20 protein-coding genes are annotated in these 16,884 nt (G+C 57.8%); 11 read left to right on the top strand and 9 right to left on the bottom strand.

Translation table 11 applies throughout. The features are described from left to right. The first annotated feature begins 91 nt into the window (after window positions 1-91). The 10 genes from INHI_RS0116240 (at window position 92) to INHI_RS0116195 (ending at window position 10,441) form a co-directional block, all read left to right on the top strand. Window positions 92-616, top strand: coding sequence for a flagellar basal body-associated FliL family protein (locus tag INHI_RS0116240; RefSeq protein ID WP_014876448.1), 525 nt, complete (start codon window positions 92-94; stop codon window positions 614-616). Window positions 617-625: 9 nt separating this feature from the next. Beyond that, the gene (locus tag INHI_RS0116235; RefSeq protein ID WP_014876449.1) at window positions 626-1,090 is read left to right on the top strand and encodes a hypothetical protein; all 465 of its coding nucleotides are present in this window, start codon (window positions 626-628) and stop codon (window positions 1,088-1,090) included. Then, the gene (locus tag INHI_RS0116230) at window positions 1,090-1,737 is read left to right on the top strand and encodes a MotE family protein (RefSeq protein WP_014876450.1); all 648 of its coding nucleotides are present in this window, start codon (window positions 1,090-1,092) and stop codon (window positions 1,735-1,737) included. Before INHI_RS0116235 ends, INHI_RS0116230 begins: the two co-directional genes overlap by 1 nt. Window positions 1,738-1,814: 77 nt before the next feature. Continuing rightward, a complete protein-coding gene (gene motA / locus INHI_RS0116225) occupies window positions 1,815-2,684 on the top strand; it encodes a flagellar motor stator protein MotA (RefSeq protein ID WP_027248294.1) in 870 nt (289 codons plus the stop codon). Beyond that, window positions 2,684-5,140, top strand: a complete 2,457-nt coding sequence (locus INHI_RS0116220) for a hypothetical protein (protein WP_027248293.1) — start codon at window positions 2,684-2,686, stop codon at window positions 5,138-5,140. The genes motA and INHI_RS0116220 overlap by 1 nt, the downstream gene beginning before the upstream one ends. Before the next feature lie 207 nt (window positions 5,141-5,347). After that, window positions 5,348-6,082, top strand: coding sequence for a transglycosylase SLT domain-containing protein (locus INHI_RS0116215; RefSeq protein WP_014876453.1), 735 nt, complete (start codon window positions 5,348-5,350; stop codon window positions 6,080-6,082). A gap of 27 nt (window positions 6,083-6,109) precedes the next feature. Continuing rightward, window positions 6,110-8,188, top strand: coding sequence for a flagellar biosynthesis protein FlhA (gene flhA, locus INHI_RS0116210; RefSeq protein ID WP_247656047.1), 2,079 nt, complete (start codon window positions 6,110-6,112; stop codon window positions 8,186-8,188). Further along, a complete protein-coding gene (locus tag INHI_RS0116205; protein ID WP_014876455.1) occupies window positions 8,185-8,964 on the top strand; it encodes a flagellar biosynthetic protein FliR in 780 nt (259 codons plus the stop codon). The genes flhA and INHI_RS0116205 overlap by 4 nt, the downstream gene beginning before the upstream one ends. After that, window positions 8,961-10,040, top strand: a complete 1,080-nt coding sequence (flhB, locus tag INHI_RS0116200; protein ID WP_014876456.1) for a flagellar type III secretion system protein FlhB — start codon at window positions 8,961-8,963, stop codon at window positions 10,038-10,040. Before INHI_RS0116205 ends, flhB begins: the two co-directional genes overlap by 4 nt. Continuing rightward, a complete protein-coding gene (locus INHI_RS0116195; protein ID WP_027248292.1) occupies window positions 10,040-10,441 on the top strand; it encodes a hypothetical protein in 402 nt (133 codons plus the stop codon). The genes flhB and INHI_RS0116195 overlap by 1 nt, the downstream gene beginning before the upstream one ends. Window positions 10,442-10,517: 76 nt before the next feature. Here INHI_RS0116195 and INHI_RS0116190 read toward each other — a convergent pair whose 3' ends face one another. From INHI_RS0116190 to INHI_RS0116150, 9 genes are read right to left on the bottom strand one after another with little or no spacing between them, the layout of a single operon-like run. Next, complete coding sequence (locus tag INHI_RS0116190) at window positions 10,518-11,000, bottom strand: flagellar basal body-associated FliL family protein (protein ID WP_027248291.1); 483 nt, start codon at window positions 10,998-11,000, stop codon at window positions 10,518-10,520. 9 nt (window positions 11,001-11,009) lie between these two features. Continuing rightward, complete coding sequence (flgH, locus tag INHI_RS0116185) at window positions 11,010-11,750, bottom strand: flagellar basal body L-ring protein FlgH (protein WP_014876459.1); 741 nt, start codon at window positions 11,748-11,750, stop codon at window positions 11,010-11,012. Next, window positions 11,750-12,166: a flagellar basal body P-ring formation chaperone FlgA gene (gene flgA, locus INHI_RS0116180; RefSeq protein WP_014881583.1), complete on the bottom strand. Its 417-nt coding sequence runs from the start codon at window positions 12,164-12,166 to the stop codon at window positions 11,750-11,752. Before flgA ends, flgH begins: the two co-directional genes overlap by 1 nt. Beyond that, entirely contained in the window at window positions 12,166-12,951 is a 786-nt protein-coding gene (flgG, locus tag INHI_RS0116175; protein WP_014876461.1) for a flagellar basal-body rod protein FlgG, read from the bottom strand. Before flgG ends, flgA begins: the two co-directional genes overlap by 1 nt. A 10-nt stretch (window positions 12,952-12,961) precedes the next feature. Beyond that, window positions 12,962-13,678 carry a flagellar hook-basal body complex protein gene (locus INHI_RS0116170; RefSeq protein ID WP_014881584.1) on the bottom strand — a complete coding sequence of 239 codons (717 nt, stop codon included), beginning with the start codon at window positions 13,676-13,678 and terminating at the stop codon, window positions 12,962-12,964. Further along, a complete protein-coding gene (locus INHI_RS0116165; RefSeq protein WP_014876463.1) occupies window positions 13,678-13,950 on the bottom strand; it encodes a flagellar biosynthetic protein FliQ in 273 nt (90 codons plus the stop codon). Before INHI_RS0116165 ends, INHI_RS0116170 begins: the two co-directional genes overlap by 1 nt. A gap of 4 nt (window positions 13,951-13,954) precedes the next feature. Then, on the bottom strand, window positions 13,955-14,251 hold the full coding sequence (gene fliE, locus INHI_RS0116160) for a flagellar hook-basal body complex protein FliE (RefSeq protein WP_014876464.1): 297 nt from the start codon (window positions 14,249-14,251) through the stop codon (window positions 13,955-13,957). Window positions 14,252-14,295: 44 nt separating this feature from the next. Beyond that, window positions 14,296-14,688, bottom strand: a complete 393-nt coding sequence (gene flgC, locus INHI_RS0116155) for a flagellar basal body rod protein FlgC (protein ID WP_014876465.1) — start codon at window positions 14,686-14,688, stop codon at window positions 14,296-14,298. Window positions 14,689-14,700: 12 nt separating this feature from the next. Further along, complete coding sequence (locus INHI_RS0116150) at window positions 14,701-15,090, bottom strand: FlgB family protein (protein WP_014876466.1); 390 nt, start codon at window positions 15,088-15,090, stop codon at window positions 14,701-14,703. Between the two features lie 88 nt (window positions 15,091-15,178). On the opposite strand from INHI_RS0116150, the gene INHI_RS0116145 reads away from it, so the two are divergent. Further along, window positions 15,179-16,507, top strand: a complete 1,329-nt coding sequence (locus tag INHI_RS0116145; protein ID WP_014876467.1) for a FliI/YscN family ATPase — start codon at window positions 15,179-15,181, stop codon at window positions 16,505-16,507. Window positions 16,508-16,884 lie beyond the last annotated feature (377 nt).

Raw genomic sequence — 16,884 nt, 5'->3', positions numbered from 1 at the left:
TCCGATGTGCAACCCTTTTGCCGGATTGCCCTTAACATTCGGTTAGTGTCCGCAAGCTAAGAAGATGGGGCACGACGTATTAGGGATAGTCATGACAGACGCTGTAGTAGACACAGAACAGGACGCCCCGGCCAAGAAGAGCAAGCTGCCCCTTATCATTGGGGTTGTTCTTGCGCTTGTTGGCGCCGGTGGGGGATTCTTCGCTGTCCAGTCAGGCCTTCTTCCCTTTGGTCAGAGCGCAGCCCCAGAAGGGGTGGATGCGACCGAAGTGGCGCCAGAAGGCGTGGACAATGGTGAGTCGGCGGAAGATATCGCCAATCTCGCTTTTATCGAAATGGAACCGATTGTGATCACCTTGCGCAAAGCAAGTGGGTTGAAGCACCTTCGTTTCCGCTCTCAGCTGGAGGTTGATCTCGCCCATCGGGCCGAGGTTGAGAAAATTCTCCCGCGGGTTGTCGATGTTCTCAACAGTTATCTCAGGGCACTGGAGCTGGAGGATCTGACCGATCCGATGGCACTGCCGAAACTGCGCGCACAGATGCTGCGGCGGATCAATATTGCAGCTGGCCAGGGCCGGGTGCGTGATCTGCTGATTATGGACTTCGTATTGAACTAGGAGAACGGGATGGAACTGATTGCGGATATCCTGCTTGCGGCCGGGGCCATGGGGGCAGGCTTTTACTGTCTGGTGCTCTCGCGTCGGCTGAAGCGTTTTAATGATCTGGAAAAAGGTGTTGGCGGCGCTGTTGCAGTGCTTTCGGCGCAGGTCGATGATCTCAACAAGTCACTGCTGGCCGCGCGCCATGTATCGGATGGCTCCAGCAAGGCGCTGGACCAGTTGACCGGACGCGCCGAATCGGTGGCGCAGCGGTTGGAACTTATGATGGCCTCTATGCACGACATGCCGGAGGCCTCTGCGCCTGAGCCAAAACCTGAGACTGCTGCACCTGCGGCGGCTGAAGAAAGCGATGCATTGGCTGCGGCATATGAGGCTGACGCGGAGCCGGAAGTAGCGGCGGAGCCAGAACCCGCAAAACCCGCAGGGCTGATGTTCGTCCGCCATAACCGGGCGCAGGGTCGGGTTGCATAATGGCCAAGGCAGCAAAGACAAAAGCCGCGCCTGCGAAGCCGAAGAAGGCAAAGCGCATCAAGCGGACGCGCAGTGGTGCTCTCATGATGCTGGCCTTGCTGTTGATGGGATCAGCAATTGTGCGCCTCGGTCTGGAGGCCGGTCCAGCCATCGCGCGTGAGGTCGCGAACCTGCAGGACGAATCGACCCTGAAAGACGAGCCGAAAGGCACGCTGAATGGTCAGTCGATGCCTTCTTCTGCCGAATTGCAGAACATGTTGGCCGCCTTTCAGGAACGCGAAGCGGCGCTATCTGCCCGTGAGGCCGAGATCGAAGACCGCATGAAAGCGCTGGAGATCGCAGATGATGCGATTGAGCAGAAGCTTGTCGCACTTGAGCAGGCTGAAGAAGAGTTGAAATCGACGCTCGCCCTTGCCGATGGCGCGACCGAAGCGGATCTGACTCGGCTGACATCGGTTTACGAACAGATGAAACCAAAAGAATCGTCTGCTCTCTTTGAGGAGATGGATCCTGCCTTTGCAGCTGGCTTCCTTGCGCGCATGCGCCCCGAGGCAGCGGCCGGCATCATGGCGGGGCTCAGCCCGCAGGCGGCATATACAATCAGCGTGGTCCTGGCGGGTCGCAATGGGTCTGTTCCAAAGGAGTAAGCAGGTGCTGCTCCTCAGGCTTTTTTAACGTGAATCGCCTAAACTTGTAGAAACAAACGAAATTCGGAGTGGACCTAATGCTCGGTATTGTAGGCATCGTGGTTATCTTTGTCATGGTGTTCGGGGGATATCTCCTCGCAGGTGGCAAGTTTGCGATCATCATCAAAGCTCTGCCATTCGAATTCATGATGATTGGCGGGGCAGGTGTTGGTGCCTTTCTGATCAGCAATGATATGGGCGGCGTTAAACACACGCTGAAAGACCTCGGTAAGGTGTTTAAGGGCCCTAAATGGAAGCCCGATGACTACCGCGATCTTCTATGTCTGCTCTTCTCTTTGATCAGGATCGCGAGAGCGAACCCGGTTGAGGTCGAACAGCATATCGAAGACCCGGAAAACTCATCGGTTTTCAATCGGTATCCGAAAATCCTCGCAGACAAGGAAGCGGTGAACCTGATCAGCGACACCATGCGCTCGGCATCTATGAATTATGACGATCCGCATCAGGTCGAGGAAGTTCTGGAAAAGCGGATTGAGGCGAACCTGCATCACGCCTTGCACTCCAGCCATGCGTTGCAATCGCTTGCTGACGGTCTTCCGGCGCTGGGCATTGTTGCAGCTGTTCTCGGCATTATCAAAACCATGGGGTCGATCGATCAACCGCCAGAAGTTCTGGGTAAGCTGATCGGTGGTGCTCTTGTCGGTACATTCCTGGGTGTTTTCCTTGCCTATGGCCTGGTTGGCCCCTTCGCAGGCAAGGTGAAGTCAGTTGTCGAAGAGGATGGGCATTTCTATTCGCTCATTCGCGAAGTTCTGGTGGCCAACCTGCACAATCACGCAGCGGCGATCTGTATCGAAGTGGGACGTCAGAACACCCCATCCCACATCCGCCCCGGGTTTTCTGAGCTGGAAGATGCATTGAAATCGGTGAAACAGGACGCAGCATGATGTGGCGCGCGCTGACCTTTGCAGCAATGACCCTGGCTGCGGCATCTGCGGATGCCCAGACAGTGGTTGCCCGTTCGGGAGAGCATGCCGGGTTTTCCCGACTGGTCATGCGGCTTCCGGCCGGCGCGCCTTGGTCTTTGCGTCAGTCCGGGCAATCAGCCCAGGTGGTGATCGATACGCCCACAGTTGTGTTCGACACGTCGCGGGTCTTTGACCTGATTCCGCGTACACGCCTCCAGTCGGTCTCGCAGGCGGGACCTGGGCAACCATTGCAGTTGCAACTTGGGTGTAATTGCGATGTCACCTCCTTTGTTCAGAAGGACGGGTATCTGGTGGTTGATATCGCTGATGGCACGCGTGGTGCTGATCAGCCTTTGGCAGCCGGATCGCCCTTGCCGCTATTGCCCGGGAACATCAACAGTACCGGATATCGTTTCAATCTTGCAGCGCGGGCAGCTGCGGACGCGCGTGCCGCACTTGATCTTGCTGGTGTGACGTCCAGCCGTACCACTGCTGTTGACCACGCGCAGCGCCTTCCTGTCGCTGTGGGGGATACACCGTCAGCGATCCAACTGCCCCTAGATTTGACCCGAGCCCCTCGCACTGAGGTGCCTGCTGCGCCGGTTGAAGAGGCACGCGTTGCGGTGGATTCTGCCGCTGAACCGAAACCGGTTCCGGTTCAAGTGGACACGGATATGCTGCTTGATTTGTCGGAAACTGAAAGAGCGGCAACCGTCAACGAATCCGAACAGCGACTGCTGCAACAGATCAGCCGTGCCACCAATCAAGGGTTGTTGGACTTGGTCGGTGTTGAGGTTCACGATGGCCCGAATGGTCACATCCTTGATCCGCTGAGCAGTCGGGATCGCCCGCTCAACCCGTTGGACCAGATTTCGGTCACCTCCTCTGTGGACCGCGAAACTGGTCTTATCGCGCGCAGGTCTGACACCTCAGGCCAGCCGACACATTGCCTTCCAAGTCAACAAGTGGCCGTACACGAATGGGGCACGGATGAGCCATTTGCGGACCAGATTTCACCGCTGCGCGCGGATTTGGTGCGTGAATTTGATGACGTCGACCCGGAAGCGGTTTTGACACTGGCGCGGGCCTATCTCTTCTTTGGATTTGGTGCTGAGGCACAGGCAATTCTGCGGATGATGCCGTCTGGCGCTGCGGAGCATGATGATGCTGTGGCGCTGACGGCCATGGGGGCTGTGCTTGATGGCCAGCAAATGGAGGTCAACCACGCTTTCGCGGGACAGCAGGTTTGCGATAGCGAAGTGGCGCTTTGGGCGGCCTTGGCTGATGGCACCATCAAGAAAAATGCTAAAACGGATGCAATCCAACAGGCATTTGCCAAGCTGCCACCGCATCTGCGGGTGCAAGTCGGTCCGCGCATCAGTACCTTGTTTGCCAAGGCGGGTGATCCCCATCTGGCGGGCGCGGCATTACGATCCGTAGATCGCACTGGTGTTGAGCATGTTCCTGAAATCAACTTGGCCGAGGCGGAGATCGCCAGACTGAAAGGTGACGTTGAAACCGTCGCCCAGGAGTTGACGGATGAAGTTGCCGAGCGGAGCGAAAACGCACCACGCGCTCTGATCGAACTGATTGACCTCAGCTTCGCCGAGCGCAGCGCGCTGTCGCCGGATGTACCGGATCTGGCCGCCTCTTATGAGGTCGAGAATCGCGATAGCCCATTGGGCGCGGACCTCAGGCGTGCAGTGGTTGCCGCCTTGGCGCTGACCGGTGAGTTTCATGACAGTTTCAATGAACTGGAAGTGTTGAGCCGGCGCGATGGCCCGGCCGCACGTACTGCGGCGTTGGAACCGTTGCTGACGTTGCTGACAGAGCGGGCAGATGATGTCACCTTCCTGCAGTATGCGCTTGTCATCGCGGCCAATGGCACCACCGCAGAGGTAGCACCAGTTGCGGATATTGTGGCCGAACGCCTGCTGGATCTGGGGTTTGCGCAGCAGGCTCAATCGATTCTTAAAAAGCTGGCTATGGAGCCTGGAAACACGAAACGCCGCCTGATCCTGGCCAAAGCTGCGCTGGCGATGGATAAGCCGCATTCCGCTTTGGTGGAGCTGATGGGACTGTCCGGTTCCGCAGCAAACAAACTGCGCGCAGAGGCCCTTTGGCGCAATGGCGAATACGCAAGAGCGGGTGAGTATCTGCTTGAAGAGCAAGAAAAAGATGCAGCCGCGCGCGGGTTCTGGCATTCGGAGGATCGCGATACGCTTGCGACGATGGATGCTGATGATACGGAGCAGTTCGGTGGCGTCGCGCGCGTGACGACACAAATCGAAGAAACTGCGAAAGAGCCCACCGGCCTGCCGCCTTTGGCCCATGCGAGGGCGCTGGTTGAAAGCAGTGAGGGGACGCGTGGCGGTATCGCAGACCTGTTGCAGAAGGTGACGCCGCAGGCGGATACTTCCGACGATGGATCGTAGCGACCAGCAACCGAGTATCTGAGCTGAGCATTTGCCAAGACCGCCCGATCCGGGCGGTCTTGGCGTGTTTTGTGATAACGGTTTGTCAATGCTCTCGCCTTACGCTCGAACCTAGGGTGAATCCTCATTTGGACAGGCAGAATGCCGAAATCGAGCTATTATTTCCGACAACAGCGGCGGTATGTCCGCTGCGCAGGCAGTTTGCCGATGTGGTCCGTGTTGCTTGTCGCAGCATTTGGCCTCTTGGGACTGCTTATTCCTCGAAACAGCTATGCTGCGTCACCGCAGGTATCGGCGCTATGCGATCTTGCGGCGCGACGGGCGGCGCGCGACCAGGGCGTTCCGTTGGACGTGTTGCGCGCCATCACCAGAACGGAGACCGGTCGTGGTGGAAAGCAAGGGCTGCAGCCCTGGCCCTGGACCGTCAACATGGAAGGTGCCGGCAAGTGGTTTCAGACAGAAGATGAGGCCCGCGCCTATGTCTTCTCCCACTTCAAACGTGGTGCGCGGAGCTTTGACGTCGGGTGTTTCCAGATCAATTTCAAATGGCATGGTCAGGCTTTCGACTCGATCGACCAGATGTTCGACCCGCTTGCGAATGCGCAGTATGCAGCGCGGTTTCTGCGTGAGCTGCATGACGAATTTGGTGACTGGTCACAGGCTGCCGGCGCCTACCACTCGCGCACACCCACCTATGCAAATCGCTATACTGCGCGTTTTGACAGGGTGCGCGCGGACCTGAAACCGGTAGAGACGGTTGCGGCGCTACCGGTAGAGCGCAGCCGCGCCACGTTCACCGCCCCACAACCTCTTGCCATGCTTCACAATCCATCGCCGCTGATCACTCAGGGGGGGGCACCGTCTGGTGCTGCCCGCCTGGGCTCTCTGGTCCCATTGACCGGCGGCGGCACTTCGGCGCAAGCGCTCATCATACTGAAATAAGGGCTGATTTTCGTGCCAAACATTGATATGCAAAAACTGTTCAGCCCAACCGTTCTGCTGGCAATTGCGCTGATGGCGATCATCGTGATGATGATCCTGCCGATGCCGGCATGGGTGCTGGACATCGGGCTGGCGACCTCCTTTGGGCTGGCGATTCTGATCTTCACCATCACGCTGTTTATCGAGCGACCGCTGGATTTTTCGTCTTTTCCGACGATCCTTTTGGCCTCCCTGATGCTGCGCCTGTCGCTCAACGTGTCGTCGACAAAACTGATCATCGGTCAGGGACACACCGGTACCGATGCGGCAGGCGGCGTGATCGAAGGGTTTGCCCAGTTTGTGATGGGGGGCAGCGTTTTCCTGGGACTCGTGGTGTTTGGGGTGCTGCTGATCGTGAACTTCATGGTCATCACCAAAGGCGCCGCACGGATGGCCGAGGTCGGCGCTCGCTTTGCCCTGGATGGTATGCCGGGTAAGCAGCTGGCCATCGACAGCGACATGTCCGCTGGTGCCATTGACCACGCAACCGCGCGCGACCGCCGCGAGACGGAACAGCGCGAGACGACGTTCTTCGGTTCCTTGGATGGGGCGTCCAAATTCGTGAAAGGCGACGCGATTGCCGGTCTGTTGATCACTTTGCTGAATCTGATCATGGGTCTGATCATGGGCGTATTGGTCCATGGAATGCCGGTTGTCTCCGCGTTTGAAACTTATGCAATCCTGACGGTTGGCGATGGTCTGGTGTCGCAAATTCCGTCTGTGATCATTTCCATCGCCGCAGCGTTGCTCCTGGCGCGCGGTGGTGCCACCGGGTCTACCGATATCGCGCTGGCAGACCAGCTGGGCAAACACCCGGCTGCTTTGGCGACTGTGGCCATCCTCATGGCGCTGTTTGCTTTGGTCCCGGGCCTGCCTTTCATTCCGTTCATGGCTGGTGCTGCCGTGCTGGGCTACACCGCCTACAAGATGAGCAAAAACCTGAAGGACCGCGAAGAAGCGGAAATGGAAGAGCAGATTGAAGAGGTCATGGAGCCGAAGGAAAACCGGGCTCTTGGTGACATCCTCGATCTGGATGACCTGCATCTGGAATTTGCGCCCGATCTGGTGAGCATGGTGCTGGACGCGGGGACCGGCCTGGATGCCCGTATCGCCAACATGCGAACACATGTGGCCACGACATTCGGGCTGATCCTACCGGAAATCCGCCTGACGGATGAGCCGGAACTGATGACCGGCACCTATGTGATCAAGATTCAGGGCGTGGAGCAAGTGCGTGGTATTCTGCATCCTGAAATGGTGCTGGCATTGATGCCCGACAATCATGATGCCCTACCGCCGGGGACAGATGTGACCGAACCGGTCTATGGCGCCCCTGCGCGCTGGATTTCCTCAAAAGCGCAGGAAGATGCTGCGCTTTCGGGCGCGACGATCGTGACGGCGCCAGAGATTTTGGCGACGCATCTTTTGGAAGTGATCAAACAGAATTTCCCGCGTTTGCTGTCATTGAAATCCCTCCGCCGCCTGTTGAATGAGATGACGGAGCTGACGGATGAGTTCCGCGCCGAAGCCAATCGAAAGCTGCTGGATGAGCTGGTTCCGGACAAGGTTCCGATCGACACCTTGCACACGGTGCTGCGGCTGTTGCTGGAGGAGCGGGTATCAATCCGCAATATGCCTCTCATTCTTGAGTCGATTGCCGAGGCCCGCCTGCATACCCCGCAGCCGGAGATCATCTGCGAACATGTGCGCCAGCGGCTGGGCTTCCAGTTGGTTGGTGAGATGAAACGCGAAGATGGCACCATACCGCTGATCCAGCTGGCGCCTGAGTGGGAGGAGACATTCTCGACCTACCAGATCGACGCCCAGGGCGGTGCCGTCGATATTGCGCTGCCTCCGGAACAGTTCAACCGGCTGGCCGAAGGTCTGAGTGATCGGCTGAACACCACTACGGAACAGGGCGTATTTGCAGCGGTTGTAACCTCGACCCGGCGCCGTCGATATCTGCGGACAATCCTCAAATCGCGTGGGATCCTCAACCCGGTCTTGTCATTCGAGGAGATTGGGCTTGAAGCCAGACCGGCGCTCGTTGGTATGGTTCCCGCATGAATCTGGACTTTCTGCCACCTGAGCTGGTCGCCCTTTTGGGCGCCGGCTTTTGGCATGGGGCCATCGTCTTCCTGCGGATTGGGGCGATGGTTTCAGTGTTGCCGGCTTTTGGCGAAAAATATGTGCCGGCGCGGATCAAACTGGCGATTTCCTTGGCGTTTACATTTATCGTGGCGCCGGCCTTGCCGATACTGCCGCCGCCGGCCAGCCCATTGCATTATGGCAGCCTCGCACTCAGCGAAGCGGTTGTCGGTCTGGCGCTGGGGATGGCGATCCGCATGTTTGTTCATGCCATTCAGATTGCCGGTACCATTGCCGCGCAGTCGACCTCACTCGCGCAGGTTCTTGGCGGTATCGGCGCCGAACCCATGCCAGCCATCGGTGCGGTCCTGCTGATCTCTGGCCTGGCGCTGGCCGTGATGCTGGGTCTGCACATCCGGGTGGCTGAATTCATGATCTACAGCTACATGATGTTTCCGGTGGGGGAGTTTCCGAGCGCATCTGGGCTGTCGGACTGGGGTGTGCACAGGGTATCGCGCAGTTTTGCGATGGGCTTTTCACTCGCAGCACCGTTCCTGATCGGCTCGATGGTCTATAACCTGACACTGGGCGTCATCAACCGCGCGATGCCTGCGCTGATGGTGGCCTTTGTAGGTGCCCCGGTTGTGACCTTCGGAGGTCTCGCAATTCTGATGGTAGCCAGCCCGATGATTTTGGATATCTGGAGCACGGCACTGATGGGCTTCTTCGCCAATCCGGGGGAGGGCATGCCATGAGCGACGATGATTCAGATAAGTCATATGAACCAACACCGCAGAAGCTTGAGAAAGCTCGTAAGAAGGGCGAGGTGCCGAAGTCGACGGACCTCAATGTGGCGGCATCTTATCTTGGCCTGATTATCGCGATCTATGTGTCGGGTGCGGATGTGGTTGAAGAGCTGGGGACGATATTGATGTCATTCCTGGATCAACCTGACCGTTTGGCCGATTTGTTCTTCGGCGGCGCGGGAACCGTGCCGGTTGGCGGCATATTTATGGCGGTCGGCACGTCCAGCCTGCCAATATTTATTGTGCCGATGGCCGCTGTCCTGCTGTCGATCATCGCACAGCGCGCTCTGGTCTTCGCTCCGAGCAAGCTGGAACCAAAGCTCTCAAAAATTTCCATTATTTCCAACGCTAAGAACAAATTCGGGCGTTCGGGGCTGTTCGAGTTTTTCAAAAGCACGGTCAAGCTGGTACTCTATTCGGTCTGTATGGGCGTGTACCTCAATTATCGGTTGCCGGATATGATTGCCTCATCGGCCACCGGGGCGTTTGTTGTTGTGATGATGATGGCGCAGCTGGCGCTGGAATTCCTGATCCTGGCGTTGATCATTGCGCTTGGTATCGGTGTGATTGATGCGGCATTTCAGCAGGCGGAGCACAATCGAAAGAACATGATGTCTCGTCAGGAGATCATGGATGAAAGCAAGGAAGCAGAAGGTGATCCGCATCTGAAGGGGGCACGCCGCCAAAAGGCACATGAAATCGCCATGGGCCAAGGGGTTGCTGATGTGGCCGAGGCCGATGTTGTGATCGTCAACCCGACCCATTACGCGGTGGCGCTGAAGTGGGACCGCGCGCCGGGGCAGGCCCCTGTATGCGTAGCCAAGGGTGTCGATGAGGTCGCGGCCGTCATCCGCGAAGTCGCCAATGAGAATGGGGTTCCGATCCACAGCGATCCGCCCACCGCGCGTGCATTGCATGCGGCGGTCGATATCGGCCAGGAAATTCACGAAGAGCATTACGCGCCCGTTGCTGCAGCCATCCGCTTTGCGGAGAAAATGCGTCAGCGGGCCAAGGGGATGGTGTGATGAAGCAGAAGATGCTGGACCAGATGGCAGACGTGACAGAGGCCATGTACCTGCAAGAGCATGCCAAGGTGAAACCGGTTTTGGATGCTGAGGCGCGGGTGCGTGGTCAGCTGGCAAAACTGGATCAGCAGATCAAGGAAAGTCGCGAACTAGCCAACTCCGACCATGCGATGAAAGCGCTTGGCGCGGATCTTCTATGGCAGGGCTGGCACAGCCGCACGCGCCGACAACTTAATATGGAGCTGGCGCAGATTACCGCGCAAAAGCTGCGTGCGATGGACAATCTGCGCAAGGCGTTCGGACGCAAGCACGCGGTAGAGACGATGGCGACCCAGGAGCGCCAGAGAGTAAAAAAAGACAGGGCGCAAAAGCTGCACAACCGGCTGATGAATATGGAATGAGATAAGCGCAACATATTTGCATCAAAAAAGGCCGGTTCAGATGAACCGGCCTTTTTTGATGGCGTAGAGTTGAGCTTCAGACGTCTTGTCGCGACATTTCAACGATCAGGACATCGTAAATATCTTTGCCCAGTTGCTTCTGCGCAGCTTCGCGCAAGGCAGTTCGCAGCGGAGTCAACATGTCGGAGCGGGTGAAGGCACCGCGAAAACCGCCCATATTGGCGTGATCGAACAGCACCTGCAGGAAGACATCCCGCAGCTTTGGCTCATAGGCGTGGATTTTCTCGTTCATCCCGGCCTTGGTTTCCAGGCTGAGAGAGATCACCACCAGAGAGGACAGCTGTTCACGCTCGACAACAGGAACGACGAATTGATTCGCCATCTTGATGTACTCGCGCTGCTCCTCCTCTTCGTCCGGCAGTTCGGGGGTGATTTCTTCGGCATGCTCGCCGATTTCCTCGGCGTGCTCCTCCGGGGCAGGGGCCAGCATGACACCGGCGCCGATCCCACCGGCGGTCCCAACAAGGAGCAGAATGACGGGCAGTAGTTTTGACAACATATGCAGGCCTCAGAATGGCAGGATCACGTCCAGCACCTGCTGGCCGTAACGGGGTTGTTGAACATCTGTGATCTGGCCACGGCCACCGTAGGAGACGCGCGCAGAGGCGATCTTGTCATAGGTGATCTCATTCTGGCGGCTGATATCGTCAGGTCGTACGTAACCTGTCACCAGCAATTCGCGCATCTCGAAGTTGACGCGCAGCTCTTGCGTGCCGCTGATCGACAGCACTCCGTTCGGCAGCACATCCACTACTGTTGCGGCGACTCGTAGTTCCAGTTTCTCACTGCGCTTCACAGAACCTTTGCCGCCAGAGCTGCTGCTGCTGCCGATATCAACGGCATCAGCCATTGACGCCCCTTCGGGCAGTTTCCGATCCAACCGCTGGGGTAGGCCGAGCAGTTGCGGAACCGCCAGACTCTCGGAGCCGGAGCGCGACCGCTTGGTATCGTTGGAGATTTCTGCCTCTTCGTCGATTTCGATGACGACGGTCAGGATGTCACCCTGTTTGGTAGCCCGGCGATCCCCTAGCAGAGACTGCCGTGACCCGCTCCACAGTGACGCCTGATCAACCGGGCGTTGGTTTTGCGTGTTTACAGGCAAGCCCTGAAACAGCATAGCAACATGTTCAGGAGATTCATTTGCGGGGCTGAAAGTCGGCGGTTTGCCAACATGGTCCAGCCGTCCGCAGGCGCTGAGTGCGACCATAGCTGCAAGGGCAGTATTCGCCAAAAGAGTTTTATTTTTCATCAGTTTACCTCAACTGTTCCATCTGCGGCGATACGCCCGCTGATGGTCGTGCGTGATGATAAGTTCATGACGCGGATTGCTTCGCCATCAGCGCCGCGACCAAGCGAGCGGCCCTCGGCCAGAATGGTCAGACCGCCGCGTTTGAACCGAATGGTGACCAGATCGTTACGCTCGACGATGGCGGGCGGGCCAACATCGCCGGGGCGCATCGGTCGCCCGGCATAGAGCGCCACGCGGGCTTCTTGGCCAATTACCAAAGACGGATCGGAGATCGCGCCCAGCACCTCGGCCTGTTTCAGAACCAGATCCTCGGCCGTCACGATTTCTTTGGCCCGGATGGTTCGCACCGGGACCAGAATGTCGGCCCAGGCGGGCTGGGCGCAGAATAGCATCACAATGGCGAGGATCCGTTTCATCAGCGTACCTGCGTGGTTGCGCCCATCATCTGATCGACGGCAGAGATGACTTTGGCGTTCATTTCATAGCCGCGCTGGGCTTCGATCAGTTCCGTTACTTCGCGGACGGCATCCACCGAACTGGCCTCCAGATAGCCCTGACGCAGGGTGCCGAGACCATTCTCACCGGGAGAGGCGACGGTGGCCGCACCGGAGGCTTCGGTCTCCACAAAGAGGTTGCTGCCCAGGGCTTCCAGGCCTTTGGGGTTGGCGAACCCCGCCAGCGTCAGCTGACCCATCAACTGCCCTTCGGCGGTTTCGTCAAAATAGGCGTAGACCTCACCATCAGCATTGATCGAAACATTACGCGCGTCGCTGGGGATGGTGATATCCGGGGAGACAGTGAAACCGTCCGAGGTGACGACCAGACCTTCTGCCGACCGTTTCAGCGCACCGTCGCGGGTATAGGCTGACTGTCCGGAGGGAAGCGTGACCTCAAGGTAACCTTTGCCGTCGATGGCAACGTCCAGATCATTTCCCGTCTGGCTCAGGGCCCCCTGCGCCAGATGAATGGAGATGGCCGAGGCACGGACGCCAAGGCCCACCTGCACACCGGTGGGCAGTACAGTCCCGTCGGAGGCATTTACCGTGCCGGCCCGTGTAACCTGCTGATAATGTAGATCCGCAAATTCTGCGCGCCGGGCGTTGTAGCCCGTAGTGTTCATATTCGCGAGGTTGTTCGAAATCGTCTCAACGCGCAGCTGCTGCGCTGTCATTCCGGTTGCGGCGATCTTCAGGGCGCGCATGGGCTTACTCCTATGACTTCGTCAGATTTTTGATGGCGTTGCGGACACGTTGGTCTTCGGTTTCAAGAAAGCTCTGGCCCATTTCATAAGCCCGCTGAATTTCGACCATTCGCGCCAGCTGAGAGATGGCATTGACGTTTGATCCCTCCAGAAAGCCCTGGAGCACGCGGGCGTCGCCAGCGTCTTCGATTTCGCCATCGACGCGGAACATGACCCCGTCTTCGCGGATCATCTGATAGTTCTCTTCCGGTTTGAAAATACCGATTTGCCCGAGCGCCCGACCATCTGCGCTCAGCGTGCCGTCGGCGCCGAATTTGATCGATTTGGCATCGCCTGGAATGAACACAGGTGCCCGACCGGCATCCAGAACCCGGTGGCCATCCATGGTGACCAGATCACCTTGGGCGTTGGTGGAAAATGCGCCCGAACGGGTCAGCCGCTCACCCATCGGTGTTTCGACCATGAAATACCCGTCGCCTTCGATGGCAAGGTCCAGATCACCGCCCGATTGGGTCAGGGCCCCCTGTGCCATCGAGGTGTTGCGGATGTTTGCCCGCCCCATCGACAGGGATTCCTGACCGGGAGCGGACTGAATAAACTCGGAAAAGATTACGCCTTCGGCCCGGTATCCGGTGGTGGCCGAGTTGGCGATGTTATTTGCGACAACGCGCATTTCGCGCATCAGACCCGATTGGCGGGACAAGGTGGTGTAACCGGTGTCTCCCATTACAGACCTCCTGAAATCAGCGGCACAACGTGCCCATCAAAAAAGGCAACCAAGGTCTGCGTCATGAAACCCATGGTCATCCAGAAAACGACAAGAATAGCGGTAAGCTTAGGTACAAAGGTCAGGGTCATTTCCTGGACTGATGTCAGGGCCTGAAACAGGCCGATGGCGAGGCCAACAACCAGCGCAACCAGCAAAATCGGTGTCGACATCATCACCGACGCCCAGAGGGCCTGGCGTAGAGTGTCGTAGAAAAGCCCTTCGCTCATCATGGGCTTACACCGGCATCCGCAGAATTTCCTGGTAGGCTTCGACCACCTTGTTACGGACGGTCACCGCGGTTTCCACCGCCAGTTCCGTCTGGGCCAATGCTTGTACCAGTGCATGCGGGTCGCCGTTGCCTGTCATTGCGGTGACCGAAACCTGCTCGCTTTGCTGCAGGGTGCCGGCAAATTCTTCAAAGCTGGCTTTGATCTTGGCCTCGGCACTGCTTGGCATATGCTCCGGATCAACCTTGGTCGCGGGGCGTGCGGCGGCGTAGCCGGTGGTGGCGGAAAGACTGCGAATATCCATTCTGGATCTCCAAGTATGTCAGTATGTTTCAGAAAATCTCGGTGTTATCTACGCAACAGGTCCATCAGCGATGACGACATCTGCCGCCCCTGTTCGAACATCTTGAGGTTGGCCTCGTAGCTGCGCTGTGCCTCGCGGGCATCGGCGATCTCGATCATCAGGTCTACATTCGACCCTTCATAGTGGCCGCTCTCGTCAGCCAGCGGATGAGAGGGATCAAAAACCTGCTCCAGATCGGAGCGATCTAGGCGTACAGGGCCGACCTCCACCTTTTCCACGTCGGAGCGCAGATCGCGTACCGCTTCAAAGGGGACGGTCTTGCGGCGATACCCTGGGGTATCTGCGTTGGAAATATTCTCAGATACATGACGCAGGCGGCTTGCCTGGGCTTTCAATGCGCTTGCAGAGACGGAGAGGGATTTGGAAAATTCGCTCATGATTTAATCTCCTCAGTTCCGGCCAAGGCTGCTGCGCAGCACGTTCATCGAGGATTTGTAGATCGCCAATGCACGGTCATGTTGGCGCTTTACCTCAACCCCTTTCAGGATTTCGGTTTCGATCGAGACCGTGTTGTCATTGGGATCGCCGCCGCCGCGCGTTGCGGTGACGGCCCAGTCCATGCCGTTGCCGGATGCGCCGTGCAAATGGTTGGAGCGGCTGGCGATCATGTCGCCAGCGCGGGGCCCTTGCGCATAGACTTCTTTGAAAGGCTTGATGTCCTTGGCATTATAGCCAGGCGTATCGGCATTGGCGATGTTCTGCGACACCAATGCCTGGCGCTTCCCTGCATGGGTGGCCATTGAGTAGGCAATCTTAAAGACGTTCAGTTCTTTAAACACCGGGGCTTCTCCCTCGATCAATTTCAATCAAGGCTTAACCCCGATTCCTTTAGAAATTGTTTTCAGGAACAGTTGGAGACACCAGAACATGATCTCAGCCATCAACGCATTGACCCAGGATTTGGCGAACAAGAAACTGTCGTCAGCCGTGGGGCGCGTGTCGGAAATTTCAGGCGGAGCGATCACGGTATCGGGGTTGAATGGTCAGGCGCGTATAGGGGATCGGTTGATCCTTCGTCGGGCGGGGAGTGACCCGTTAGAAGGTGAGGTTATGCGAATTTCCGGTAGCGAAGTCAGCATGTTACCAGATACAGCGCCGGATCGCGTTGCTGTCGGGGATGCCGTCCTGTTGCATCCAACCCCGGATTTCGCCCCGGCTGACAGTTGGATCGGACGCGTGATTGATCCCTTCGGTGCGCCTCTGGACGGACGGCCGATGATGCGTGGCGAGGCAACGCGGGACCTGATGGCAGCGCCACCAAAAGCCGCCTCACGCCGTCCGATGGGGGAACGACTCGCCACCGGTCTTGCGGTTTTCAATACGATTCTGCCGATCGTAAAAGGGCAGCGCGTCGGTCTTTTTGCCGGGTCAGGTGTGGGGAAATCTACGCTGTTGGCCACATTGGCACAGAATATGGAAGCTGATGTCGTCGTCATCGCGCTGATCGGGGAGAGGGGACGTGAAGTCAACCACTTCGTAAAGGACGTCCTGGGCGATGAGGGGATGCAGCGTGCAGTTGTCGTCGCAGCTACGTCGGACCAATCGGCGCTGGTGCGCCGCCGCTGTGCTTGGTCGGCGATGGCTGTGGCGGAGCATTTTCGAGATCAGGGAAAAAATGTGCTGTTTCTGGCAGATTCGGTGACCCGATTTGCCGAAGCGCATCGCGAGATCGCCGTTTCATCTGGCGAAGCGCCGGCCCTGCGTGGATACCCGCCGTCGGTGACACCCCTGATTACCGGTCTCTGCGAGCGTGCGGGACCTGGCAGTGGCGACCAGGGCGATATCACCGCGATTTTCAGCGTGCTGGTCGCAGGTTCCGACATGGATGAACCGATTGCCGATATTCTACGGGGCGTTCTGGATGGGCATATCGTGCTCAACCGTGAGATTGCGGAGCGAGGACGGTTCCCGGCTGTGGATGTTTCCCGGTCGGTCTCCAGAAGCCTGCCCGCGGCCGCAACAGCGGATGAAAATTCAGCGATTCTGGATGTCCGCAAATATCTCGGCGCTTATGAGCAATCAGAGGTCATGATCCGCGCGGGCCTTTATTCCGAAGGCAATGACGTTACGCTGGATCAGGCTGTGAAGCTCTGGCCAGAGTTGGATTCGTTCTTCGGCAGGTCAGATCCTGAAGGGGTACAAAGCAGCTTCAATCGCCTGATGCTGATGATGCGACGTGCCGTGGCCATTCGGTAAGTTGATACAACGCGTAGCTAGATGAACGTAGTGCGCGTTTAACACAGCTCAGCGAGGTGGTGTGGGCGCCTGGATTGCAATGAGGATCCAACAGCGGCGGGTGCGCTGAGTTGCGCGTTTGACAGATGTGTCGTTTCTGCTGGTGTACAGGCTGAACCCGTCGATATCGTGTTGAGGGTCTGGTGCCTCGACCCGACGACCGCTTGGTATCGCTCACATCGAAAGCCTAAGATTGGCCGCGCTGTTTTCCTGGATGGCCCCATCGTGAAGGTAAGTGGACGATCGGATGACTGGACGTCTTGCGGGATCAGTATATTTCGCACACGGGGTTTCGTATAGCTCTCCCGATCTGGAGATCTTTCGCGCGCTGATGTCAT

It is taken from the genome of Phaeobacter inhibens DSM 16374, from assembly GCF_000473105.1.
GTDB lineage: Bacteria > Pseudomonadota > Alphaproteobacteria > Rhodobacterales > Rhodobacteraceae > Phaeobacter > Phaeobacter inhibens.
Note: the sequence above shows the minus strand (reverse complement) of the source record. Positions and strands in the feature narration are given on the sequence as shown.